24 protein-coding genes are annotated in these 23,148 nt (G+C 30.0%); 7 read left to right on the forward strand and 17 right to left on the reverse strand.

Annotation, left to right across the window (positions count from 1 at the left end):
* The first annotated feature begins 2 nt into the window (after positions 1–2).
* Genes AJ936_RS06030 through AJ936_RS06040 form a run of 3 tightly spaced genes read left to right on the forward strand, consistent with a single transcriptional unit; the run spans position 3 to position 3,317 of the window.
* On the forward strand, positions 3–590 hold the full coding sequence (locus tag AJ936_RS06030) for a transformation system protein (RefSeq protein ID WP_070210363.1): 588 nt from the start codon (positions 3–5) through the stop codon (positions 588–590).
* Entirely contained in the window at positions 580–2,139 is a 1,560-nt protein-coding gene (locus tag AJ936_RS06035) for a GspE/PulE family protein (protein ID WP_070274204.1), read from the forward strand. Before AJ936_RS06030 ends, AJ936_RS06035 begins: the two co-directional genes overlap by 11 nt.
* Positions 2,136–3,317 carry a type II secretion system F family protein gene (locus AJ936_RS06040; RefSeq protein ID WP_070210361.1) on the forward strand — a complete coding sequence of 394 codons (1,182 nt, stop codon included), beginning with the start codon at positions 2,136–2,138 and terminating at the stop codon, positions 3,315–3,317. The genes AJ936_RS06035 and AJ936_RS06040 overlap by 4 nt, the downstream gene beginning before the upstream one ends.
* On the opposite strand, the gene AJ936_RS06045 is transcribed toward AJ936_RS06040, so the two are convergent.
* From AJ936_RS06045 to AJ936_RS06090, 10 genes are all read right to left on the reverse strand, one after another.
* Entirely contained in the window at positions 3,310–4,074 is a 765-nt protein-coding gene (locus AJ936_RS06045; RefSeq protein ID WP_002855301.1) for a TSUP family transporter, read from the reverse strand. The genes AJ936_RS06040 and AJ936_RS06045 overlap by 8 nt on opposite strands.
* Positions 4,075–4,077: 3 nt before the next feature.
* Positions 4,078–4,842: a TIGR02757 family protein gene (locus AJ936_RS06050; RefSeq protein WP_070210360.1), complete on the reverse strand. Its 765-nt coding sequence runs from the start codon at positions 4,840–4,842 to the stop codon at positions 4,078–4,080.
* Between the two features lie 16 nt (positions 4,843–4,858).
* Positions 4,859–6,685 (reverse strand): flagellar hook-associated protein FlgK, encoded by a 1,827-nt coding sequence (flgK, locus tag AJ936_RS06055; RefSeq protein WP_002870892.1) that lies wholly within the window; start codon positions 6,683–6,685, stop codon positions 4,859–4,861.
* Positions 6,686–6,694: 9 nt separating this feature from the next.
* Positions 6,695–7,129, reverse strand: coding sequence for a flagellar protein FlgN (locus AJ936_RS06060; RefSeq protein ID WP_070274205.1), 435 nt, complete (start codon positions 7,127–7,129; stop codon positions 6,695–6,697).
* A 41-nt stretch (positions 7,130–7,170) separates the two neighbouring features.
* The gene (gene flgM / locus AJ936_RS06065; protein ID WP_070210358.1) at positions 7,171–7,368 is read right to left on the reverse strand and encodes a flagellar biosynthesis anti-sigma factor FlgM; all 198 of its coding nucleotides are present in this window, start codon (positions 7,366–7,368) and stop codon (positions 7,171–7,173) included.
* 62 nt (positions 7,369–7,430) lie between these two features.
* Positions 7,431–7,772: a hypothetical protein gene (locus AJ936_RS06070; RefSeq protein ID WP_070274206.1), complete on the reverse strand. Its 342-nt coding sequence runs from the start codon at positions 7,770–7,772 to the stop codon at positions 7,431–7,433.
* Positions 7,772–8,818, reverse strand: coding sequence for a flagellar basal body P-ring protein FlgI (locus AJ936_RS06075; RefSeq protein ID WP_002826014.1), 1,047 nt, complete (start codon positions 8,816–8,818; stop codon positions 7,772–7,774). Before AJ936_RS06075 ends, AJ936_RS06070 begins: the two co-directional genes overlap by 1 nt.
* 58 nt (positions 8,819–8,876) lie before the next feature.
* Positions 8,877–9,560, reverse strand: coding sequence for a 16S rRNA (guanine(966)-N(2))-methyltransferase RsmD (rsmD, locus tag AJ936_RS06080; RefSeq protein ID WP_044778878.1), 684 nt, complete (start codon positions 9,558–9,560; stop codon positions 8,877–8,879).
* Positions 9,553–9,936 (reverse strand): hypothetical protein, encoded by a 384-nt coding sequence (locus tag AJ936_RS06085; RefSeq protein WP_002870895.1) that lies wholly within the window; start codon positions 9,934–9,936, stop codon positions 9,553–9,555. The genes rsmD and AJ936_RS06085 overlap by 8 nt, the downstream gene beginning before the upstream one ends.
* Complete coding sequence (locus AJ936_RS06090) at positions 9,933–11,006, reverse strand: DUF5644 domain-containing protein (protein WP_070274207.1); 1,074 nt, start codon at positions 11,004–11,006, stop codon at positions 9,933–9,935. Before AJ936_RS06090 ends, AJ936_RS06085 begins: the two co-directional genes overlap by 4 nt.
* An 86-nt stretch (positions 11,007–11,092) precedes the next feature.
* Between AJ936_RS06090 and AJ936_RS06095 the strand changes: the two genes are divergently transcribed.
* Together AJ936_RS06095 and truD are read left to right on the forward strand one after the other, a co-directional pair.
* Positions 11,093–11,914 carry a thiamine-phosphate kinase gene (locus AJ936_RS06095; RefSeq protein ID WP_052858346.1) on the forward strand — a complete coding sequence of 274 codons (822 nt, stop codon included), beginning with the start codon at positions 11,093–11,095 and terminating at the stop codon, positions 11,912–11,914.
* Positions 11,883–13,001 (forward strand): tRNA pseudouridine(13) synthase TruD, encoded by a 1,119-nt coding sequence (gene truD, locus AJ936_RS06100; protein ID WP_052858344.1) that lies wholly within the window; start codon positions 11,883–11,885, stop codon positions 12,999–13,001. The genes AJ936_RS06095 and truD overlap by 32 nt, the downstream gene beginning before the upstream one ends.
* 24 nt (positions 13,002–13,025) lie before the next feature.
* On the opposite strand, the gene AJ936_RS06105 is transcribed toward truD, so the two are convergent.
* From AJ936_RS06105 to prfB, 6 genes are all read right to left on the reverse strand, one after another.
* Positions 13,026–14,264: a sulfotransferase family 2 domain-containing protein gene (locus AJ936_RS06105; RefSeq protein WP_070274208.1), complete on the reverse strand. Its 1,239-nt coding sequence runs from the start codon at positions 14,262–14,264 to the stop codon at positions 13,026–13,028.
* A gap of 91 nt (positions 14,265–14,355) precedes the next feature.
* Positions 14,356–14,955 carry an adenylyl-sulfate kinase gene (cysC, locus tag AJ936_RS06110; protein WP_052858340.1) on the reverse strand — a complete coding sequence of 200 codons (600 nt, stop codon included), beginning with the start codon at positions 14,953–14,955 and terminating at the stop codon, positions 14,356–14,358.
* Between the two features lie 7 nt (positions 14,956–14,962).
* The gene (locus AJ936_RS06115) at positions 14,963–16,675 is read right to left on the reverse strand and encodes an SLC13 family permease (RefSeq protein ID WP_052858338.1); all 1,713 of its coding nucleotides are present in this window, start codon (positions 16,673–16,675) and stop codon (positions 14,963–14,965) included.
* Positions 16,672–18,087: a sulfate adenylyltransferase subunit CysN gene (gene cysN / locus AJ936_RS06120; protein WP_052858336.1), complete on the reverse strand. Its 1,416-nt coding sequence runs from the start codon at positions 18,085–18,087 to the stop codon at positions 16,672–16,674. Before cysN ends, AJ936_RS06115 begins: the two co-directional genes overlap by 4 nt.
* The gene (gene cysD, locus AJ936_RS06125; RefSeq protein ID WP_052858334.1) at positions 18,087–18,992 is read right to left on the reverse strand and encodes a sulfate adenylyltransferase subunit CysD; all 906 of its coding nucleotides are present in this window, start codon (positions 18,990–18,992) and stop codon (positions 18,087–18,089) included. The genes cysN and cysD overlap by 1 nt, the downstream gene beginning before the upstream one ends.
* 13 nt (positions 18,993–19,005) lie before the next feature.
* On the reverse strand, positions 19,006–20,103 hold the full coding sequence (gene prfB, locus AJ936_RS06130) for a peptide chain release factor 2 (protein WP_002867022.1): 1,098 nt from the start codon (positions 20,101–20,103) through the stop codon (positions 19,006–19,008).
* A 73-nt stretch (positions 20,104–20,176) separates the two neighbouring features.
* Between prfB and rimO the strand changes: the two genes are divergently transcribed.
* Both rimO and tilS read left to right on the forward strand, forming a co-directional pair.
* Positions 20,177–21,496: a 30S ribosomal protein S12 methylthiotransferase RimO gene (gene rimO, locus AJ936_RS06135; RefSeq protein ID WP_052858332.1), complete on the forward strand. Its 1,320-nt coding sequence runs from the start codon at positions 20,177–20,179 to the stop codon at positions 21,494–21,496.
* On the forward strand, positions 21,486–22,451 hold the full coding sequence (tilS, locus tag AJ936_RS06140) for a tRNA lysidine(34) synthetase TilS (RefSeq protein WP_052858330.1): 966 nt from the start codon (positions 21,486–21,488) through the stop codon (positions 22,449–22,451). The genes rimO and tilS overlap by 11 nt, the downstream gene beginning before the upstream one ends.
* Here tilS and AJ936_RS06145 read toward each other — a convergent pair.
* A complete protein-coding gene (locus AJ936_RS06145) occupies positions 22,434–23,147 on the reverse strand; it encodes an EI24 domain-containing protein (protein WP_052858328.1) in 714 nt (237 codons plus the stop codon). The two genes, tilS and AJ936_RS06145, sit on opposite strands and share 18 nt — an antisense overlap.
* Between the last annotated feature and the right edge of the window lies 1 nt (position 23,148).

Below are 23,148 nucleotides of genomic sequence, written 5' to 3' on the forward strand. Positions count from 1 at the left end.
ATATGCAAGAAAGAATTAAAGAGCTTGAGCTTAGGTATAAATACTTTTTACTTAAAAAATATTTAAAATATTTATTTTTAATTGTTTTAATCTTAGTGATAGCATTTTGTTTTTTTATGCTAATGCAAAAATATAATAAGCAAAAAAATATTTATTTGCAAGCTATTGAACATAAAAAACATTTAGAGCAAAAGATTCTTCAAGTGCAAATTTTACAAGAAAAAAATAAGATTTCTAGGGAAAAGTTATATAAAGAACTAGAAGAAGTTAAAGCGGTGCAGGAAAATACACATATTAGTAAGATAGAAATTGATTCTAAAATTTTAAATATTTCTGATTTAAAAAAATCTTTTTATCAAAATCCAAGCTATGAAAAGGCATTAAATTTAGCTAAGAAGTATTTTGATATTAAAGCTTATCAAAAGACAATATTTTGGGCTTTAAAAGCCAATGAACTTGACAAACAAAAACAAGATTCTTGGCTGATTTTTGCTCAGGCTAAAAGAGCTTTAGGCGAAGAAAAAGAAGCTCAAAGTGCTTTAGATGCTTATATAAATTATTATGGTTTAATGGAATTAGATGGAAAGTAGAATGGATAAAATTTTTCAAGCTTATATTGATAATGAAATAAGTCTTGATGAAATTTGCACTAAATTTAATATCACTTCTTGGGATTTTTTTAAAAAATTAGCAAATTTTTGTAATTTACATTTTGTTGATTTAGATGAAGATAATGATTTTATTTATGAAGGTATACCTTTTTCTTTACTTTTAAAATTTAAATTTCTGCTTATTAAAAACAATGACGGCTTTATGATTATTAGATCCAAACCTTGTTCTTTAGAGCTTTTAGAGCAAGTTAAGACTTTTATGATTTGTGAAAAAATCGACACTGCAATTGCCGATGAATTAAAGATAGCTAAAATTTTAAATCAAATTCGCATTCAAGAGGAGATTAAAAGATTAAGCATTAAGCTTAGACTTGAATGGCAAGAAAATCAAAAAAGAGATGATCAAAGTTGCATCAGTCAAATTTTTGATTTTTTATTACATGAAATTTTATCTTTTCATGCGAGCGATATTCATATAGAAGCAAGGAATGATGACGCTTTGATTAGGTTTAGGGTTGATGGAATTTTGCGTGAATTTGCTATTTTTGAGAAGGATGTTTATGAAGCTTTGGTTTTTCATGTCAAATTTTTAGCTTGTTTGAATTTAGCTGAATCAAGAAAAACACAAGATGGAAGTTTTGAATTAGATTTTGAAAATGAAAGATATGATTTTCGTGTTTCATGTTTGCCTTTGATTTATGGCGAAAGTGTTGTTATAAGAATTTTAAAACATGATAAAGAAATTTTGGATTTGTATAAACTAAATCTTGGAGATAAAAATTTAGAAATTTTAAAAAAGATTTTACATCGTCCCAATGGAATGATTTTATTAACCGGCCCTACAGGTAGTGGTAAAAGCACAACTTTATACGCGTGTTTAAACGAGTTGAAAAGTATTGAAAAAAAGATTATTTCCGCAGAAGATCCTATAGAGTATAAAATTCCTTTAGTGCAGCAAATTTTGCTCAATTCAAAAGTTGGAGTCGAGTTTAATAGTGTTTTAAGAGCAATTTTAAGGCAAGATCCTGATATTATCATGATAGGAGAAATTCGCGATGAAGAAAGTTTAGATATTGCACTTAAAGCTTCTTTAACAGGTCATTTGCTTTTAAGCACCTTGCATACTAATGATGCTCTTAGTACCATTGATAGGCTTTTGGATATGCAAGCAAAAAGTTACTTGATAGCATCGGCTTTGAGTCTTGTTATAGCACAGCGTTTGGTTAGAAAACTTTGTCCTTGGTGTAAGCAAAAAAGCAAAAAACATTATATTGAATTTGAAGGTGATTTTTTTGAACCAAAAGGATGTGAGCGTTGTCATCATAGTGGATTTTTTGGCAGAGAATTAATCGCTGAGTGCTTAGAGATCAATGAAGATTTAGCTTGTGCAATTAGGGAAAATCAAGATAAAACGATTTTAATGGAGCTTGCAAAAAAATATGGTTTTCAAACTATGTTTGAACAAGGTTTAAAAAAAGCCAAAGAAGGTCTTACAAGTATAGATGAGCTTTTAAGGGTTGTAAGATGAAATTTTATGAAGTAGAATTTCTTAAAAACAATCAAAATTATACAAAAACTATAAAAGCTGAAAATTTAAATATAGCACAAGCAAAAGCCTTATCAAAGAATTGGAAAATCATTGATATAAAAGAAATTCAAAAATCTAATTTTCAGAGATTAAAGGAAGAAAATTTCATACTCTTTTTTAAAGAGCTGGCTTTGTTGTGTGAAGTTGGATTAAGTGTTCAAGAAGCGATTAGAGAATTATATCTTATGCATTCTTGCAAGATTATGAAAAAAATATTAGACAATTTAATTTTAGCCCAAAATTTAAATCAAGCTTTTGAAAATGCTAATTTTGGATTAAATCGTGCGGAGCTAGCTTTGATTAAAACGGCTGAAAAGACAGGAAAAATCAGTGAAGTGTTTAGTCAAATTTCTAAACTTCGAGAAAAAAGCTTAGAGACTCAAAAACAATTAAAAAAGGCTTTTAGATATCCTACTTTGGTTTTTTTAAGTATTATCGGAGCATTTTTGTTTTTAATGCTTTTTGTAGTGCCTAATTTTAAAGATTTATTTGAAAATTTAGGCGCGAGTTTACCTTTTATCACGCATGTAATGTTAGAAATTTATAATTTTTTAGATGACTATGGAATTTTTTGCATATTTTTGTTTGTTATTTTTATTGTTATGCTTATTTTAGCTTATAAAAATTTTCATTCTTTTGCTTTTTCTTGCGATTTTTTATTTTTAAAAATACCTTTGATTTCTCGTTTGATTATTTATAATCAAAATTATTATTTTTTTATGGCTTTTTCTTTACTTTTAAAAAATGGAATTTCAATATCTAAAGCTTTTGATTTAGCTATTATAGGGCTTGAAAATAAATTTTTAATTTTTCAGTATAAAAAACTTTTTAGTTTTATAGATTCTGGTCTTGAGTTAAGTCAGGTTTTTAAAAAGATTGATATTTTTGATTCTTTGGTATTTTCTATGCTTAGTGTTGCGATGAAAAGTGGAAGACTTGAAGTATTAAGTGAAGAAATTGCCAAATATTATCAACAAAAAAGCGAAAATTTGATGGATAGATTTTTGGTTTTTTTAGAACCAATGATGACTTTATTTGTAGCGCTTTTAGTTTTGTTTTTGGCTTTAGGTATATTCTTACCTATGTGGGAGCTTAGCTCAGGGGTCAATTTTAACTAAAATAATCCCAAGCTACTTTAATGATAGTAGCTCCTACAACGATTAAAAATAAAGTTTTTATAAACTTTCCATTAGTTTTTAATACAAGTTTTGAGCCTAAATAAGCTCCTAAAACTTGTCCTACACCCATAAGCAAACCTACAGCCCATAAAAGTTCGTATTGCCATAAAAATATAGCAAGAGCAATGATATTACTAGTGAAATTTAAAATTTTAGTATTAATGCTTGCTTTTCTCATATTAAAACCTAGTAGCATTACACAAGCAAAAATCCAAAATGAACCCGTTCCAGGCCCTAAAAATCCATCATAAAATCCTAAAGTTAAGCCACAAATTAAATGAAAAATTTTGATATTTTTTATTTTAGGTTCGCTTTCGTGTTTGCCTAAGTTAGGACGCAAGGCTGTATATAAGAAAGTAAGAGTTAAAAAGATTAAGATAATAAGCTTTAATTGCTCATCTTTTACAAAAAGAACGCTATAACTTCCTATAGCTGCTCCTAAGGCTGTAAAAAAAACACCCCAAGCAAGATGAGGTAGAGTGGTGGATTTAAAATAAGTTAAAGTAGCCGTAAAAGAACCAAAGACGCTTTGGAGTTTGTTTGTTGCTAAGGATAAATGCGCAGGAATTCCACAGGCTATGAGTGCTGGTAGAGTAATAAGCCCTCCTCCACCTACAATAGAATCTATAAAACCAGCAAAAAGAGCTACAAAAAAAAGTATGAAATAATAAATTGTATCTAAGTGCTCAAAGCCCATTTTTCACTCCTTAAATTTGTCAATTTCCTTACTTTGCCCTAAACGATAGAGTGCAAAGTCATATTTTATGGGATCATTTGCATCTAATTTTTTTAAATTTTGCGTGAGTTCTAAAACACTTTTATAATCATATATTTTACGCTTTAGAAGTCCTAAAGTCAAGGAAATTTTATGTGTATGTGTATCAAGTGGAATTAAAAGATCTTTGGTGTGAATTTTGGTAAAAAGTCCAAGATCAAGTTCATCTTTTCTAACCATCCATCTTAGATACATATTATAGCGTTTAAGAGGTGAAGTAGGGGTGTTTTGCCAAATTTTTCCAAAGAAAAAATCATACCCATAACTTGAATATGAATTTAAGGTTTTGATTTTTTGCATAAAAGCTAAGATGGCATCTGTGGTATTTTCTCTTTTTTGATAGGCTTGATAAAAAAGTTCGTAGAGTGAAATTTCATTTTTAAGTCTTGAAAGAGTGATAAAAATTTCTTGTATATCTTTCTCATTTTGGAAGCGGTATTTTAAATTTTTAAGTTCTTTTTTTATTTGTTTTTCTTGAAGGTTTAATAAAGAAAAATCAAGTTTTTTTAGAAAATTTAATATATTTTTAGCATTTCCATAGGCAAATAAAGCACAAATTAAGGCAATAAATTCATCATTGTGAATTTTAGCAATTTGCAAAGGATCTGGAGTTTCAAAAAGGGAATGATTGGTATTTTTTTGATTGGCTAAAAAATCAAGCTTAGCTTTAAGATGGATAAAATTTTTCACTTGATATTGCTAGAGCTTAAGATTTAAGCCCTAGTAAGGTATCAAGCATTTGATCTACAGTTGAGACGATTTTTGCTGCAGCACCGTAACTTGATTGGTATTGTATAAGAGCGGCTAATTCTTCATTTGTATTTACACCACTTTTAGATTGGTATTCGCTATAAACAGAATTATAAAGAGTTTCATTGCTTGAATTTACAACATTGTTATTTTCACCATCTGAGGCTATTTTACCTGTAAGTTTGCGGTAATATTCTTCCATGGTAAGATTATCAATAGTGCCATCTTCATTATAAAAATTAACTTTATCATATTGAAGTTGGATGATTTTATTTGCCATGTCATTGCCACTATCAACCCCATTTGAGCTTGCTCTTACTGTGCTTGGATCATTTAAGATAGAATCTTTTACTTTCATATCACTTGCATCAGTTCCGCTGAAAAAACCACCTATACTAAACGCACCTGCGAAATTTGTGCCTTTATCTTCAATGGCTACCTTAAAGCCTGATTTTGCATTGATTTGGAATAAACCGTCTCCAGTTTTTGCATCGTAGCTAAAACTTGCATTGATATGATCATCAACATCATTATTTGCATTGTGATCGTTATTATCATCTGTATTAGCATTGATTTGACGCATGATATCATTCATGGTTGTATTTACATCTATGGTGATGGTTTTGGTGAGTTTTTTATCGCCTTTATCATCATAAATGACTATATCAAAACTTCCTGGTTGTATGGTTCTGTCGTAATTGACTAAAGGAATATCTCCCTTAAGTCCAGATAGATAATCAGAAGTAACAGAACTTTTCGCAGAACTTGCATAAAGATTGTTAGTTTCATTGATCATGGTCTTAGCAAAAGTATCTAAAGAATCCATATAACCTTGGATAATTCCATCTTCATATTTTCCTTCGCTTTTGCTATAGTTTCTACCGCGTAAGTCAAGTTGAGCACCAAGCTGTCCACCGTTAATCTTTGCAGTAAGATCGCGAACTTTTTCATCAGGAGTTTCATAATAAATGCTATAAGATTTATTTTTATCATCATAATCAAGCTTTAAAGGATGAAAATTTATCCCGTCTACTATACTAAAACCTTCTATGCTTAGATTGTATTGATGTCCTGGATCAGTGATGGTTGTATCAAGGCGATTGTCTTGATTGATTTCATTTTTGCTTGCAACTGCACTAACTAGCTTTGAAAGAGTAAGCTCAAGTTCATCTCTTCTATCCCTAAGCTCATTTGCGTGTTCTGTTGGTAAGGCTTCTTGTCCATAAATTTGTTTATTTATAGTGGCAATTTCTTCACCGATTCTATTAATCTCATCAACCGTATTTTTAATATCATCATTTACTTTTTTTTGGATTTTATCCAAGGTTGCAAAAGTGTTATTAACGCTTTCTGTTAAGGTTTGAGAAGCTTTTACAAGGGCTATTTTTGTGGCATTTTCATTGGGGTTAGATGCAAAATCATTCCAAGCTTTGTTATAATTTTCTAAATCTTTCAAAATTCCAGTATTTTGTAAGTCTGGAAAACGCTGAGCGATTTCTTGTAAGGTTGAAGCCATGTATTTAGTGTATTCTAGTTGATTTGATGCACCTTTTAATTTATAGTAAGAATACTCATCATGCAAACGCACTATACTTTCTATAGCAGTTCCTGTGCCTACTTGAACTCCACCTGTGGTAATATACCCATTTGTAGTTTGCACTACTCTTTGGCGTGTATAAAAAGTTGCATTAGCATTTGAGATATTATTTCCAGTTGTTGCGATTTGAACTTCGCTTGCCTTTAAGCCTGTAACACCTGTGTATAATGTTCCAAAAATACCCATTATAAATCCTTATACATTGATCTTGAAAATTGACTCTGGATTTGTCTTTTTATCTCCATAAGCATTATTTGTTCCATCATTGATATCAAACATTTTATTTACTAAGCCATCAAGAAAATCTTTGACAATAAGAACAAATTTAGCATACTCTTTGTTTTTACTATGAAGGTTTTGAAGATTTTTTTTAAGTAGATCTAGTTTTTGTTTATCTTCATCATCTAAGAGTTCACTAAGCCTTTTTGTAGAGCTATTATTTAGCTCAACCAAGGCAACATCAAGTTGTTTTTTAGCTGTAATAAATTCGGCGATAAGTTTGTTTTTTTCTTCTACACTTGGCGTTACACTCTCATGTTTAGCCACTTTGATATTTTCTATATCTTCTTCGGTTAAAGTAATAAGTTTCGCTAAGATAGCATTTACTTCATCAAGTCTTTGTTTAAGCATATTTTCTCCTTTTCTATCTCAAAAAAAGGAGAATGAAAGTTTTAGATTAAAGAGTCAGCAATCGCAGCAGCTGTAGCTTTTGTATCGATTTTATAAGTACCGTTTTTAATCTGCTCTGCGATTTTACTCGCTTTATCATTTTCCGTTTTTTGAGTATCGTTTGTTTTAGTTTCTTTATCTATTCTATTTGTATTTAATGCGGTATTTACCACATAACTTTGTTGTATAGGATTGATCATTTCTGCCTCCTTGATCTTAGTTATAATCCTCTACAAACCATATCGACCCAAATTTAAAAAACTTAACCCCTTTCTTTTAAAAAATCGTATAATAATTTTGAAAAACCCATACCTCCACTTAAAGCTTTACTCATAGTATCGTTATACATGGAAGAGTATATTTCATCGCTGGCATCTTTTCCAAAGAGTGAATTTTGACTTTTTAAAGATACGTCTAAAACTTGCTTTAAAAAAAATGCTTCAAAAGCATCCGTTTGTTCTTTTAAGGCTTCATCTTCTTTGCTCTTTGTAACTATATCATTGTCATTTATTTTGATGCTTGATTCTAAACTTCTTGGTTTGGCTGCACGATCAAGTAAAGCACTATTCATACTATAAGTATTTAAAAAATTATCCACTTTCATTAGATGATCTCCAAATCCGCGTTAATTGCACCTGCGCGCTTTAAATTTTCCATAATAGCGATAATGTCATTTGGGGTTGCTCCAAGTTTGTTAAGCATTCTAGCTATATTTGCAACTGTGCTTTTTGCATTGTTGATTCTTAAGGTATTTGAACTTGGATCTACAAAACCACCATCTTTCATATCGATTTCATTTTGATTAGCTACTGCGTTATTGTTTGGATCTATTTTTATGGTGATATCTTTATGAGTGATTAAAACAGGTTCTACCTCTACATCAACTCCGGCAATCACTGTTCCTGTTCTTTCATCGATGATAACTTTGCTTTGTGGTTTATAGGCTATATCTTGTTCTAAAACTCTTGCCATAAAATCAACATTTGAAAGATCTTCAGGTTTTTTGAGTTTTACTGTGCGAGAGTCGATGGCTTTAGCCACTTCTTCGCCAAAAACGGTATTTAAAACTCTTTCTATATCATTTGCGGTTTTAAAATCTGCTACTTTTAAGCTTAAGGTTAGATCATTATTTTGGCTAAAATTTTGTGGAATTTCTCTTTCTACATTAGCTCCGCCCATTACGGTTGCAGCAGTTGAGTGAGAACCTGCTCCTCCTGGTCTAGGTGTTAAACCTCCTGTTGAGATAGAGCCTTGTGCTATAGCATAAATTTCACCATCAATCCCACGAAGTGCAGTCAGTAAAAGTGTTCCGCCTTGTAAAGATTTTGCATCACCCATAGATGAAACGGTAATATCAAGTTTATCTCCGCTTTTTGCAAAGGCTGGAAGTTTGGCTGTAACCATAACAGCTGCGGTATTTTTTGATTTGATATCGTTAGGATCTACTTTGATATTCATACCTTGCAAAAGGTTTGAGATGGATTGTAGTGTAAATTTAGAGCTTGTTCCATCGCCGCTTCCATTAAGCCCTACAACAAGTCCATAACCTATAAGTTGGTTATCTCTTACACCTACAGTGTTTGCTACATCCTTGATTTGTACTGCAAAAATGCTTGTCATAAAGAGTAAAAATATCGTTAAAACTCTCATGGATTCTTCCTTTAATCTATTGTTGATGATAGATCAAGCAAGAAGTGTTCCAAGTAAGTTAAGAAGCGTAAAAGCTTAAGCTAGTTGATCCAAATTTCTTTTCTTTGACTTTTTGAAAATTTTGGATTTTTTCGGGAGTTTTTATGGTTGAGTGGTGTTCAAAAATGATTAAATTTAAAGCCTTTAAATCTAAATTTTCTAAAAAATGATAAATTTTTTCATAAATATCGCTAAAACCTTCCCTAATATCAAAAGGTGGATCAAGATATAAGATGATTTTATTTTTTGAATTTTCTATGAGTTTGGGTAAAATTTCAAAAGTATTTGCATGGATAACTTCTAAATTTGGATCTATATTTTTAGCATTTTCTAAAGCAATTTTATAGGCTTTTACATCAAGTTCTATAGCATAAGCTTTTAAAGCATAATTACTTAGCGCTTCAGCCGCCATTAAAGCACTTCCACCAAAGGCTTCAATGAAAATTTTATCTCTTAAATCTTCCCTTATTACATTAAAAACACAACTTTTTACTATGCTTTTAGTACTTCTTGTTGTTGTAAGACTAGGTAAAAGTAGTTTTTTCCCTTTGTATTTACCACTTTCTATATTTGTATAAAGCTTTGTTTCTTTGACTTTTTTTATTTTTTCTTTAGGGGAACTAATTTCTTGTTTTTGAAGAAATTTTTTTCTTTTTTCATTGTGATTAAAAAAGTCTTTAACGCTTATAAATTCATCATTCATCATTAAGTGCTTTTACGAGTTTGTTTTTAAGATCTTTTATGGCAAGATCGATTTTATTTTCATAATCTTTTTTAAATTCCAAAGCAATAGCGTCAATTTTTTCTTCAAGCAGTCTTTTTTGTTCAAGTGCAAGTTGTAAAGCTGCTGCTTTTAAAGCATTGTCAAATTCATTTAAAGACTCAAACAAGGCTTCTTTGCTAAATGGCACGCTTAAAAATGGAGAGTTCTTAGAGATGATAAATAAGGGTTTTGCGGTGTGAATTTTTTCATCGCTAATGATAAAATCACAATCTTTTTTCATTACCAAATGATCTTTTAAAAAAAGTTCTAAAGTTTTTTCTATGATGAGGTCTTTACATTCTAAAGAGATTTTCATATCAAACTAACCTTTAAAGTGTGATTTTTTAATGATGGAGCTTGTATACCTTGGATAAGGGCTAAAAACTCAAAACGACTTAAAATATAAAAGTCTTCAAATTCTCTCCCACTTGTTTGCATAAGTTTTTTAGCACAAGTATCAAAAAGATAAAAATCCTTTTCTTCTTTTACTACCATAAAATCAGCCCCGCTATCATAAGCGTCCAAAACAATATCTGCAGCCATTTTATAGCTTAGTGTGGGATTTAAATTCAGCAAAGTAAAGCCATTATTTTTTGTACTGTTTTCATAGGAAATAAATTTAGCCTCAAGTTTGGATTTTAAAGTATCGCAAGCATTAAAACCATAAAAAGCTATATTGAAATCTTTAAAATTATGCTTAATTTCCTTAAGTTCTTTGATCTCATTATCAAAAGCATTGGTTTTAGGTAAATCAAAGTGTAAAATATTTTCATCAAAAAGCCCTAAATTTAAAATTTCATTTTGTAGGTTTTTGATCGTTGTTTCTAAAATTTCATTTTTGCTTTCAAGATGATAAAAAATACCCTTTTCTTTATCTGCTAGAGTTTTTAAAATTTCTATCTTTTTTTCAGGATATTTTTCTATCATTTTTGAAGCCAAATAAAACACTCCATCGCCCATATATTCAGGAAGATAGTCTAAAATTTCACTCGCATAATATAAATAATCATATTTTGCATAAAGCTTTTTATCCTCTTCATCGCCAAATTTTTCAAGATATTTGTATTTGTCTAAAAAATCATTTTTATCGATGATAAGATCTTTAATGGCTCTTTTTGTGCTTAAAGGTTCGATACAAAGATTAAAATCAAATTCTTTTGCTATTTTTTCTAAAGGTGTAAAAAGTGGTATGATTTGCTTATTTACCACTATGTAAGCATCTTCATCTTTATCAAAATCAAAATACATATCATCATCTTGAACTTGCAAAAGCAGATCATAAAAACTTGCAAAATTTTCATAATTATCATAAATATAAGGTTTATAATAAGCCTCGTAATCCTTGGTTTTATCAAATCTAAAAATTCTTAATTCTAATTTTTTCATGGTTTTTCCTTAAATATTTCTATATTATATAAAATTTTTCTAAAATTCACTAGAATTTAAAAGGAAATTTTATAAAATCACGCATTATGAACAAAGAAGATTTTATTATCAAAGCTTTTTTAAATGAAAAAAATGGCGATGATGGAGCTATTATCGATGATTGGTGTTTTAGCAAGGATTTGTTTTTTGAAAACGTGCATTTTAAAAGAGAGTGGTTTAGCTTAGAGCAAATTGCTACAAAAGCAATGCTTGTTAATATCTCAGATGCTATTGTGATGAATGCTGTACCAAAATACGCACTTTTAGGACTTGCTTTACCAAAAAATTTAAGCGAAAATGAGATCAAAGCCTTGCAAAAAGGTTTTTTAAAAACAGCGAGAAAATTTAATATAAAAATCATAGGCGGCGATACTATAGGCAATGATAAAATAGACATTAGTCTTACTATCATTTCAAAGATCAATAATAAAGCTGTTTTTAGAAAAGGTTTAAAAAAAGGACATTTACTTGCTTATACAGGAAAATTAGGGCGAAGTTTAAAAGGGCTTGAAATTTTACAAAATGGGGGCACTTTAAAACCAAACCATGTATTTATAAAGCCAAAATTAAGAGCTAGTTTTTTTTATGAAATCGCACCTTTAATTTCTTGTGCTATGGATATTTCAGATGGTTTAAGTAAGGATTTATCAAGACTTTTAGCCTTAAATAAATGCGGTATTTCTTGGTTTAAAAAACTTGATGATTATACGCTTTATAGCGGAGAAGAATATGAAATTTTATTTGCTTTTGATGAAAAAGAACGGCAAAATATACAAACAATAGCCAAAAAACACGGCGTGAAATTAAATATCTTTGGAAAAGCAGTGAAAGGAAAATATGAATTTAGCGGAAGAGAACACCATTTTTAAGCCTTTGTATAGTTTAAAACACAGCCCTATTAATGCGTATTTTAGTAAAAATAGCGATGATTTTGTAGTACGTGAAAGACCTTTGTATGAATTTAGCGGTAAGGGCGAACATCTTATTTTACATATCAATAAAAAAGATTTAACCACAAATGAAGCTTTAAAAATTTTAAGTGAAGCAAGCGGGGTTAAAATAAGAGATTTTGGTTATGCAGGGCTTAAAGACAAGCAAGGATCAACCTTTCAATACCTTTCTATGCCTAAAAAATTTGAGAGTTTTTTGTCAAATTTTTCTCATCCTAAACTTAAAATTTTAGAAACTTTTATCCATGAAAACAAGCTAAGAATAGGGCATTTAAAAGGAAATTCTTTTTTCATACGCTTAAAAAAAGTTTTACCAAGCGATGCTTTAAAGCTAGAACAAGCTTTGATGAATTTGGATAAACAAGGTTTTGCGAATTATTTTGGCTATCAGCGTTTTGGAAAATTTGGGGATAATTACAAAGAAGGGCTTGAAATTTTGCATGGCAAAAAGATGAAAAATGTAAAAATGAAAGAGTTTTTAATTTCAGCTTTTCAAAGTGAGCTTTTTAATCGTTATTTGAGTAAAAGAGTGGAGTTATCACATTTTGCAAATGATTTTAGCGAAAAAGAATTGATCCAAATTTATAAAATTTCTAAAGAAGAAGCTAAGGAACTTAAAAAACAAGAACAATTTTTTAAGCTTTTAAAAGGCGAAGTTTTAGGGCATTATCCTTTTGGAAAGTGTTTTTTATGCGAGGATTTAAGTGCTGAGCTTGAGCGTTTTAGAGCAAGAGACATTAGCGCTATGGGGCTTTTAATTGGTGCTAAGACTTATGAAACAGGAGAAGGTTTGGCTTTAAATTTAGAAAATGAAATTTTTAAAGATGCTTTGGAATTTAAGGCTAAAATGCAAGGTTCAAGACGCTTTATGTGGGGATATTTAGAAGAGTTAAAATGGCGTTATGATGAAGAAAAAGCTCATTTTTGTATAGAGTTTTTTTTACAAAAAGGCTCTTATGCCACTGTGGTTTTAGAAGAAATTTTGCATAAAAATTTGTTTGAGTGAGTGTAAATATATCTAATATATATTTTATCTTTTTCTCTCGTACTCTCTCTTCAACCTAGGCACATCTTTGAAGTAAAACTTGATATACCCCCCCCCATACCAATTCTTACTAGCCTTAATAAATTCTTCTCCTAGTTTATAAGTAAAACATTCTTTTTCTTTTAAAGCTTCTTTATAATCAGGATAAGTTTCTAAAGGTGGTAAAGCTAAATTTGGATTTTTCTTTATTTTAAATTTATAAGCCTTTTGTTCTTGTTTATGTGAAATAACAATACTTAATATTATAAAAGGTAAAGATAAGTAGCCTAATATACTTTTAGAATTTAAAATCAAAGTTTGTCCTAGTTTATAAGAAAGTTGGTTTTGAATACGAGTTTTAGCTTTTCCATGGTGATTTTGGAAATTTAGTGTTTCATTTAAATTATGAATTTGATTTTCCTTTATAGTTAATAGGTTTTCTTTATTTTTTAAGGTTTTATTCAAGTTGTAAATTTGATTAGTTTGTTGTAAGATTATATTATTTTGGGAATTTATTTCTTTATTTTTTTTAAATTGCGATAATCTAAGTTTTTCTATCTCTTTATTTTTTAAAAATAATTTTTCTTTGTACATACTTAATAAGAATTGCACATCCAAATTTTTATAAATAGATTCTTTATATTCTAAATCATAATCAAATAATGCAAAATCTTCCTTATAAAGCTCTGCTATTATGTTGTATGTTTTTTCATTGTAATAATTTGAGAAAATTTCATGCTTGCTTGAATTTGAATGAATTAAATTTCTATCAAAATTTAATTCATTTTTAACTATTTTAAAATCATTATTTATATTTTCTAATTTACCTATAAAATTAACTAAAATATTTTTATTTTCATCGCAGATAAATTTATATTGTGGAGTAAAATGTTGCCAAGATAGAATTTTATCTTTTATATTTTTATTTTTTAAAGCTAAAACAAATTGTTCAAAAGTATCAAAGTCTTTTAAATTTTCATCTGCCCAATTTTTATCATAATCATTTCCACCGCCTTTTTTAAGATAATGGAATGCAGAAACCATTCTGCCAAAAGGATTTCTTACAAAAGCAAAAGAAAAATAACTTTCAAATTTGTTTTTATCTTGATTGATATAGTCTAATGCTCTTACATGTCCAACAAGCCATTTGTCTGTTTCAAAAACGACTCTTTCTATACTTGTTCCAGCAACTTTTGGTACATGGATAAAGATACAACCATATTTATCGTGATAATCTTTAAACAATATTTTAACTCCATCAAATAAGAATTTTTTAAAATTTTATTATGTAAAAAACTTTTTTACTCAAATATTTTTATTTTCTACATAAATTTTTTCAAGTATCAATATATCCATTTTCTTTAAGATAGTTTAAGATTATATCTACATTTTCATTAAGCTTGGCTTTGGAATTTTGCAAATGAATTTCAGGATTTTGAGGTTTTTCATAAGGACTGTCTATACCTGTGAAATTTTTTATTTCTCCATTTCTTGCCTTTTTGTAAAGTCCTTTAGGATCTCTTTTTTCACAGAGTTCTAAAGGTGTATCTACAAAAATTTCTATAAATTCATCTTTTTTTACTAAAGATCTTGCCAAAGCTCTATCGCTTTTAAAAGGTGAGATAAAAGCACTTAGTATAATCAAACCACTATCAACAAAAAGTTTGCAAAGTTCTGCTATGCGTCTTATGTTTTCCACTCTTGAGTTTTCATCAAAGCCTAAGTCTTTATTTAAACCTATGCGAATATTATCTCCATCAAGCAAATAAGTATGAAAACCAAGCTTGTGTAATTTCTGTTCTAAAGCATTGGCAATGGTTGATTTTCCACTTGCACTAAGTCCTGTTAGCCAAAGTACGCAAGGTTTTTGATTTTTAAGTTTTGATCTTTGTTCTTTGGTGATATTTGTATTATGCCAAGTAAGATTTTTATCCATAAATATCCTAAAAATTAAAGATTAAAGGTACGCCTATGAGAATTATAGCACTATACATGATAGAAACAATGGCGCCTATTTTTATAAAATCTGTCATTTTGTAATCACAAAGCGAGCTAACCATTAAATGAGTTTGGTATCCATGTGGTATCATAAACCCAGCACTAGCCCCATAAGCTACAGCAAAGATGAAAGGCAAAGGATTTACTCCCAAGGCTTGAGCTGTGGCAAAACCTATGGGGAAAGCTAAGGCTGCAGCAGCGTTATTGGTAATAAATTCGGTTAAAAGTAGGGTTAAAAGATAAACTCCTATAAAACTTCCATAAACTCCATAATGTCCAAAAAAACCTGTGATAAGTTGAGCTAAATCTTTGGCAAGTCCGCTATCTACAAGTACTTTAGTAATTGCTAAAGAAGAGCCTACTATGATAAAAATATCAAAAGGAAAACGCCTTTTTATTTCATCAAGCTTGATAAATTTGCAAAGTAGTAAAAAGCCTAAACAAATAAGCAAAGCTTTGGTAAAAGAGATAAAATTTAAAGCCGAAAAAACAATAACACTTAAAAAAGCCATTATGGTCATTAAGCTTTTTTTAGCATCAAGTTTTTCGTTTTGTTTGATATTTGAAAGTAAATAAAAATTTTTAGCTAAATTATCCCTTAGGATAAAATCTTTACCCACAGCTAAAATCATTCTATCTCCAGCTTGCAAAACACTTTCGCCAATTTTTTTGATATGCACATCTCCTCTTTGTAAAGAAATAATAGCTGCGTCAAATTTAGATCTAAAATTAGCTTCTTTTACGCTTTTTCCAATTAAATTAGAAGTTGGAGAAATGATTGCATCGATAAATTTACTTTCTTTCAACTCATAACCATCTGCAAGTTTTAAGCCATCAAATTTATTTAGAGTTTCAAGTTGTGAAATATCTCCACTAAATATAAGTGTATCTTTTGCATTTATGATTTCATTATGTGAAACGGGAGTGATGCTTTGATTGTTTCTTTGAATTTCTACTAAAAATAAAAACTCTAAATTTCTAAGTTTGTTCTCTTCTATGCTTTTGCCTATTAAAGAGCTATTTTCTAAAACTTTTAAAGCGATTAAATGTTCTTTTATATTTTTATCTTTATTTTCATAATGAGGCAATAATTTACTAAAAATCATCAAAACCAAAATCATTCCTATGCTTAAAGCTATACCTATATAAAAAAAATCAAACATTTTAAGACTCGGTAGTCCATTTTGTACCACAAAGGAATTGATGATTAAATTTGTAGAAGTTCCCACAAGAGTGATAACACCACCTACTATGGCAAAATAAGAAAGAGGGATTAAAAGCTTTGAAGGAGCTTGAAATTTATTGTTTTTTACTATACCCATAAAGCTTGCTACTACTGCGGTATTGTTTAAAAAGGCTGAAACCGCACAAGTAATTACACCTAATCTCAAAAGAGAAAGATTATAGTTCTTTCCTATGATAAATTTACTTGCCCATTCTATAATGATAGTTTTTTCAACAGCGATAGAAACTAGAAGTAGTAACATGAGTGAAATTAAAGAATCATTTGTATAAGAACTTATCCAAGTTTTAAAATCAAGATAACCTAAAGCGTAGTAAAATCCTGCCAAACTTCCAAATAAAACAGCAGGCTTTATTTTGTTGCGTATGAGCAATATAAGTAGAATTAAAAGCGTGATACCTACTATGATTTTCATATTTTTCTACACCCCCATTCCGGATAGTTTTTTCTTATAAAAGCGTTAAGTTCTATTTCAGCTTGAGTGTAAATTCTTTGGCTTTGCTGTGAATTTAAAATTTTTATTATCATACCTGCGGCCAAGGTTTCATTGCTATATTTATCGATGATAATAAATGATCCTAAGGTTTTATTATCTTTATACTCTTTAAGTGCTAAATTTTTATCTAGTTTTAAAGTGCAATTTGCAATATCATTAAGTATTAAATTTGAGGCATTTTCTTCTTTAAAAGTATTGATATCTTTTTTATAGTTAATATTTTCAAATTTAACATTGCAAAGATTATGAGCTCTTTTTATAAGATAATTTTCATTAAGATCTAATTGTTTTTGACTCATCCATATAATCATAGATTCAAAAGCATTGCTCATTTTAAGATCATGGTTGATAGATGCTAAAATATCGCCTCTAGAAATATCGATTTCATCTTCTAAACATAAACTTACGGCCATATTAACACAAGCTTCATTTTGACTTGGAATGATTTCATTTTTATCTAAAGTTCTTAAATCTTTAATATCATTTGTAATGATACTTTTAATTTTAGATTTTTGCATAGAAGGCAAGACTATAACTTCATCTTGTAATTTTACATAACCACTTGCTATATTTCCGCAAAAACTACGAAAATTTAAATGTGGGCGATTAACATACTGCACGGGCATGATAAAATCATTTTGAATGATTTTATTTATTTTAATTTCATCTAAAAGTGTAAGTAGAGTTTCGCCTTTATACCAAGATAAATTTCTACTTTTTTGAGTGATATTTTCACCATTTAAAGCACAAATGGGAATAAAATGTGTTTGGATATCTTCTTGCAAATAAGAGATGATTTTTTCATAATCTTTACAAATATCATTGAAGATTTTTTCTTCGTAAGAAACTAGATCCATTTTGTTAATGGCAATGATAAAATTTTTAATACCAAGTAAGCTCACTATATAAGAATGCCTTTTAGTTTGCTTTAAAACCCCTTTTCTTGCATCAATTAAAATAATAGCAATATCTGCTGTGCTTGCTCCTGTTGTCATGTTTCTAGTGTATTGTTCATGCCCTGGTGTATCAGCTATAATAAATTTGCGTTTATTACTGGTAAAAAATCTATAAGCCACATCTATAGTAATGCCTTGTTCTCTTTCGCTTGCAAGCCCATCTACCAAAAGTGCAAAATCAAGTTTATCTCCGGCATTTCCCATTTTTTTACTATCTTTTTCTAAGGTGCTTATTTGATCACTAAAAAGAGCTTTAGTATCATAAAGCAATCTTCCTATAAGAGTAGATTTTCCATCATCAACGCTACCACAAGTGATAAAACGACAAAGTTCTTTATTTTCATGTTCTTTTAGATAATTTTCTACACTTCGCATTAAAAATATCCTTGTTGTTTTTTCTTTTCCATGCTAGCTTCTTCATCACTATCTATAAGTCTTCCCTGTCTTTCACTGGTTGTAGCTAGAAGTAGTTCTTCTATGATATCTAAAACACTTGTGGCATTTGAATTTATGGCTCCAGTTAGAGGATAGCAACCCAAAGTTCTAAATCTTACCATTTCTTCTTTAGCATTTTTTGCTAAATCTTTTGGCATTCTATCATCATCAACTAAAATTTTTATTCCCATGTATTCAACTATAGGTCTTTTTTTGGCAAGATAAAGACTTGGTATAGGAATATTTTCAAGGTATATATACTGCCAAATATCAAGTTCAGTCCAATTGCTCAGCGGAAAAACTCTTATGGATTCTCCTTTTTTATGGCGTCCATTATATAAATTCCAAAGTTCTGGGCGTTGATTTTTAGGATCCCAAGTGTGATTTTCATCACGGAAGGAATAAATTCTCTCTTTTGCTCGCGATTTTTCCTCATCGCGTCTAGCTCCTCCAAAAACAGCATCAAATTGGTATAAATCAAGCATTTGCTTTAAAGCTTGAGTTTTCATGATATCTGTATGCATATTTGAGCCATGTATAAAAGGGGATATATTTATTTCTTTGCCTTTTGGATTAGTATAAACGATAAGTTCCATACCGAGTTCTTTAGCTCTTTTATCACGAAATTCTATCATTTCTTTAAATTTCCAAGTCGTATCTACATGCACTAAAGGCAAAGGAGGAGTGGCTGGATAAAAAGCTTTTTGTAAAAGATGAAGCATCACTGAACTATCTTTACCTATGCTATAAAGCATAGCTGGCTTTTCAAATTCAGATATTACTTCACGCATGATGAAAATAGACTCACTTTCAAGTTGTCTTAGATGGGTAAGATTGAAAGTCATTTTAATCCTTTTATCATTCTGCTTTTAAAGCAATCAAAACGCCTTCTATCATTTTCTTAATATCCCCATCAAGGATATTATCCACTTGAGAAAAAGCTTCTCCACTGCGATTATCTTTGACTTGCTGATAAGGAAAAAGCACATAAGAGCGGATTTGATGCCCCCAGCCTATCTCGCTTTTTTCTCCAGCATTAGCACTATCTTGTTGTTTCATGAGTTCAAGTTCATAAAGGCGAGATTTTAGCATTTTAAAAGCGGTAGCTTTGTTTTTGTGCTGACTTCTGTCATTTTGGCATTGTACGACTATGCCTGTTGGAAAATGCGTGATTCTCACGGCTGATTCTGTTTTATTAACATGTTGTCCGCCTGCACCACTTGCTCTGTAATAATCTATTCTTATGTCTTTTTCTTCGATTTCAATTTCTATATCATCATCAAGTTCAGGGCTTACCATAACACTTGAAAAGCTTGTATGACGGCGTCCTGCACTATCAAAAGGAGAAGTTCTTACCAAACGATGAATGCCATTTTCAGCCTTTAAATAACCATAAGCATTTTCGCCTTTAACTAAAAAGCTCACATCTTTAAGCCCTGCTTCTTCGCCTTCTTGAAAGTCTAGAGTTTCGACTTTAAAACCTTCTCTTTCGCAAAATCTTAAATACATTCTATAAAGTATGCTTGCCCAGTCATTGCTTTCCGTTCCGCCCGCACCTGGGTGAATGGAAACAATGGCATTTTTACCATCATTTTCTCCGCTTAAAAGCATGGAAATTTCAAGACTTGTGATGGTATCTTCAAGTTTTGGTGCGTCATTAAATAAAGCTTCAAGCGTTTCTGTATCGTTTTCGCTATTGGCCAGATCGAAAAGTTCGCTTGCGTCATTTAGGGCATTAAAAGCATTTTCATAGTTTTTAAGTAGATTGGTGATTTTGGTTTTTTCTTTGCCTATGATCCCTGCTTGTTTGACATCACTCCAAAAAGAAGGAGAATTTTCGAGTTCTTCGATTTCTTTAAGCCTTGTTTGGATATTTTCAGGCTTGATGATGGAGGCTATGTTGCCGACTTTGTTTTTTAAAGTTTTTAAAAGTTCGCTAAATTCGTAGTTATCCATAAAATTTCTTTGCTATAATTATATTTTTAAAATCAAAAATTATATCAAAAGAAAACTTTAATATAGGAAAAAAATGTCAAAACTTTATCTTATGTCTTTAGGTTGTAATAAAAATTTAGTCGATAGTGAGATCATGCTAGGACGCCTTAGTGCTTATGAGCTTTGCGATGAACCAAGCAAAGCCGATGTTTTGATCGTAAATACCTGTGGTTTTATCGATAGTGCAAAAAAAGAAAGCATTAATGCGATTTTGGATTTGCACGAACAAAGAAAAAAAGATTCTCTTTTGGTGGTTACAGGTTGTTTGATGCAGCGTTACCGCGAAGAACTTATGAAAGAACTTCCTGAGGTTGATCTTTTCACAGGTGTGGGTGATTATGAAAGAATCGATGAAATGATACTTAAAAAAACAAATTTATTTTCCAATTCGACTTATTTGCAAAGTGAAAATTCCAAACGTATTATCACAGGTTCAAATTCCCATGCTTTTATAAAAATCGCCGAAGGTTGTAATCAAAAATGCTCTTTTTGTGCCATCCCAAGTTTTAAAGGCAAGTTAAAATCTCGCGAAATAAGTAGCATTGTAGCTGAGCTTAAAGATTTAGCGGCTAGAGGTTATAAGGACTTTTCTTTTATTGCGCAAGATACGAGTTCTTATTTGTTTGATAAGGGTGAAAAAGATGGGCTTATACGCTTAATCGATGAGGTGGAAAAAATCAAAGGCATAAGAGCAGCTAGAATTTTATATCTTTATCCTACGAGTGCGAGCGAAGCTTTGATTAAACGCATTATAGCTTCTGAAATTTTTGTAAATTATTTTGATATGCCTTTGCAGCACATAAGTGATAATATGCTTAAAATCATGAAGCGTGGGGCAAATAGCACAAGACTTAAAGAAATGCTAAATTTAATGAAAAGTGTGCCAAATAGTTTTTTACGCACTGGCTTTATCGTAGGACATCCAGGTGAAAGTGAGGCAGATTTTGAAGAGCTTTGTGAGTTTGTTAAAGATTTTGGTTTTGATAGAGTGAGCGTTTTTGCGTATTCTAAGGAAGAAGATACAGCTGCTTTTGATATGGAGCAAGTGCCTTTTAAAGTGATCAATAAAAGGCTTAAAATCATAGAAAAAATTGTTGATGAAGTGATAGAAAAAAGTTTTGAAAAAGAAGTAGGTCAAAAGCGTTTAGTAGTTTGCACAGGAGAAAGTAGTGAGGGAGAGTTTTTTATCGCAGCTAAAGATTTAAGATGGGATAGAGAGATTGATGGGGAAATTCTTATCAATGAAAGTGAATGTGGAAATTTAGAAATGGGGCAAATTTATGAATGTGAAATTTTGCAAAACCTTGACAAAAAGCTCCTTGCTAAGGCTTTAAGAAAAGTAGATGCAAATTAAAGATGAAATTTTAGCCCTTTTAAAAAAGGGTAAAAATTTACTCGCTTTTTCTTATGGAAGTGATTCTAGTGCGCTTTTTTATCTTTTAATGCAAGAAAAGATCGACTTTGATCTTGTGATGATAAATTATAAAATTAGAAAAAATAGTGATTTAGAAGAGTTAAAAGCCAAAGAACTTGCTTTGAAATTTCATAAAAAAATTTTTATAAAACACGCTCCTAAATTTCAAAGTAATTTTGAAAAAAAAGCTAGAGATTTTCGCTATGATTTTTTTGAAAAAATTTGTCTTGAGCAAGATTATGATCATCTTATTTTAGCCCATCATTTAAACGATCAGTTTGAATGGTTTTTGATGCAACTTTCACGAGGCGCAGGTTTGGCTGAAATTTTAGGTATGCAAGAGTGTGAAAAACGCTCAAATTATACACTTTTACGCCCTTTGCTCTTCATAAGCAAAGATGAAATTTTATCTTTTTTAAAAGAAAAAGATATTTTTTATTTCCATGATGAAAGTAATGAAAATGAAAAATATTTTAGAAATTATATAAGAAAAAATTTCTCTAATGCCTTTGTAAGCGAATTTCATCAGGGTTTAAAAAGAAGTTTTTCTTATCTTGGTGAAGATAGGAAAAAACTTTACGATTTTGAAAATATCAAAGAAATTCAAGGACTTCTTATTTGTCCTAAAAATGAAAGTTTGATTGCTAGAGCGGTGAAAATGAAAGGTTTACTTTTAAGCACAGCACAAAGAAAGGAGCTTTTAAAGGGCGATTGTGTTTTAGGTGGCAAAATAGCACTTGTATATAAAAATGAACAAGCTATTGTTTTTGAGTATGAAACTTGTCAAAAATTACCCAAAAATTTTAAAGAAGAGTGCAGAATAGCTAAAATTCCAAGACTTTTAAGGGCTTATTTGTATAATCACAAAATCGATATTTTAAGCCTTAGCTTCTAGTTTTAAAATTCTTTGATAGGCTAAATGTGTGAGAAAAATCACAAAAAACACTTGCAAAAAAAGTCCTAAAAGTGGCACTGATGAGAGTAGATAAAAACAAAGAGTGTTAAATTTAAACTCTAAAGGCGAAAAATTAGAATAAAAATTTTTAAAACTTTCTTTGTCTAAAATCGTGCTTGTAATATCAATCATTAAAAGTTTGTGAAAGAGATAATAAAAAGCAAGATAATATACAAAAATATTGATAAAAGGTAAAAATAAAGCCAAAGTGCAAAGTAAAAAAATCCCTATAAATTTTATAAAAATTTTAAAAATTTCAAAAATAGTTTTTAGGGTTGAAACTTCGTTTATATTATCATAATGGTAATATTTTTGGTTGATTTCTTTAGCGATAAAAGGGGTAAGAAAAGAAGTGATAAAAAGGGCTAAAAAAACTGAAGCAAAAACTATAATAAAACCTGAAAATAAAAAGCTTATGATAGTGATTAAAATTTGTACAAAATGAAGGGCATAAAACCACGCCCAAAACGAATCTTCTCCAACGCTAAATAAAGAATTAAAATAATCCAATAAAGCCGAAAAGCCAAGTACTCCCAAAAAAAGCATAAGTACAAGGCTAAAAATCAAAGGAATTAAGGCAAATTTTAAAAATTTAAGACTTAAAAAATCTTTGATCGCAAGTTTTAAAATATCCAAA

Origin of the sequence: Campylobacter sp. BCW_6877, from assembly GCF_001762445.1 — a bacterium.
GTDB classification, from domain to species: Bacteria; Campylobacterota; Campylobacteria; order Campylobacterales; family Campylobacteraceae; genus Campylobacter_D; species Campylobacter_D jejuni.

Coding starts and splice junctions, on each gene's coding strand:
- AJ936_RS06030 (WP_070210363.1), top strand. CDS start 3: ATGCAAGAAAGAATTAAAGAGCTTGAGCTTAGGTATAAATACTTTTTA.
- AJ936_RS06035 (WP_070274204.1), top strand. CDS start 580: ATGGAAAGTAGAATGGATAAAATTTTTCAAGCTTATATTGATAATGAA.
- AJ936_RS06040 (WP_070210361.1), top strand. CDS start 2,136: ATGAAATTTTATGAAGTAGAATTTCTTAAAAACAATCAAAATTATACA.
- AJ936_RS06045 (WP_002855301.1), bottom strand. CDS start 4,074: ATGGGCTTTGAGCACTTAGATACAATTTATTATTTCATACTTTTTTTT.
- flgK (WP_002870892.1), bottom strand. CDS start 6,685: ATGGGTATTTTTGGAACATTATACACAGGTGTTACAGGCTTAAAGGCA.
- AJ936_RS06060 (WP_070274205.1), bottom strand. CDS start 7,129: ATGCTTAAACAAAGACTTGATGAAGTAAATGCTATCTTAGCGAAACTT.
- flgM (WP_070210358.1), bottom strand. CDS start 7,368: ATGATCAATCCTATACAACAAAGTTATGTGGTAAATACCGCATTAAAT.
- AJ936_RS06070 (WP_070274206.1), bottom strand. CDS start 7,772: ATGAAAGTGGATAATTTTTTAAATACTTATAGTATGAATAGTGCTTTA.
- AJ936_RS06075 (WP_002826014.1), bottom strand. CDS start 8,818: ATGAGAGTTTTAACGATATTTTTACTCTTTATGACAAGCATTTTTGCA.
- rsmD (WP_044778878.1), bottom strand. CDS start 9,560: ATGAATGATGAATTTATAAGCGTTAAAGACTTTTTTAATCACAATGAA.
- AJ936_RS06085 (WP_002870895.1), bottom strand. CDS start 9,936: ATGAAAATCTCTTTAGAATGTAAAGACCTCATCATAGAAAAAACTTTA.
- AJ936_RS06090 (WP_070274207.1), bottom strand. CDS start 11,006: ATGAAAAAATTAGAATTAAGAATTTTTAGATTTGATAAAACCAAGGAT.
- AJ936_RS06095 (WP_052858346.1), top strand. CDS start 11,093: ATGAACAAAGAAGATTTTATTATCAAAGCTTTTTTAAATGAAAAAAAT.
- truD (WP_052858344.1), top strand. CDS start 11,883: ATGAATTTAGCGGAAGAGAACACCATTTTTAAGCCTTTGTATAGTTTA.
- cysC (WP_052858340.1), bottom strand. CDS start 14,955: ATGGATAAAAATCTTACTTGGCATAATACAAATATCACCAAAGAACAA.
- AJ936_RS06115 (WP_052858338.1), bottom strand. CDS start 16,675: ATGAAAATCATAGTAGGTATCACGCTTTTAATTCTACTTATATTGCTC.
- cysN (WP_052858336.1), bottom strand. CDS start 18,087: ATGCGAAGTGTAGAAAATTATCTAAAAGAACATGAAAATAAAGAACTT.
- cysD (WP_052858334.1), bottom strand. CDS start 18,992: ATGACTTTCAATCTTACCCATCTAAGACAACTTGAAAGTGAGTCTATT.
- prfB (WP_002867022.1), bottom strand. CDS start 20,103: ATGGATAACTACGAATTTAGCGAACTTTTAAAAACTTTAAAAAACAAA.
- rimO (WP_052858332.1), top strand. CDS start 20,177: ATGTCAAAACTTTATCTTATGTCTTTAGGTTGTAATAAAAATTTAGTC.
- tilS (WP_052858330.1), top strand. CDS start 21,486: ATGCAAATTAAAGATGAAATTTTAGCCCTTTTAAAAAAGGGTAAAAAT.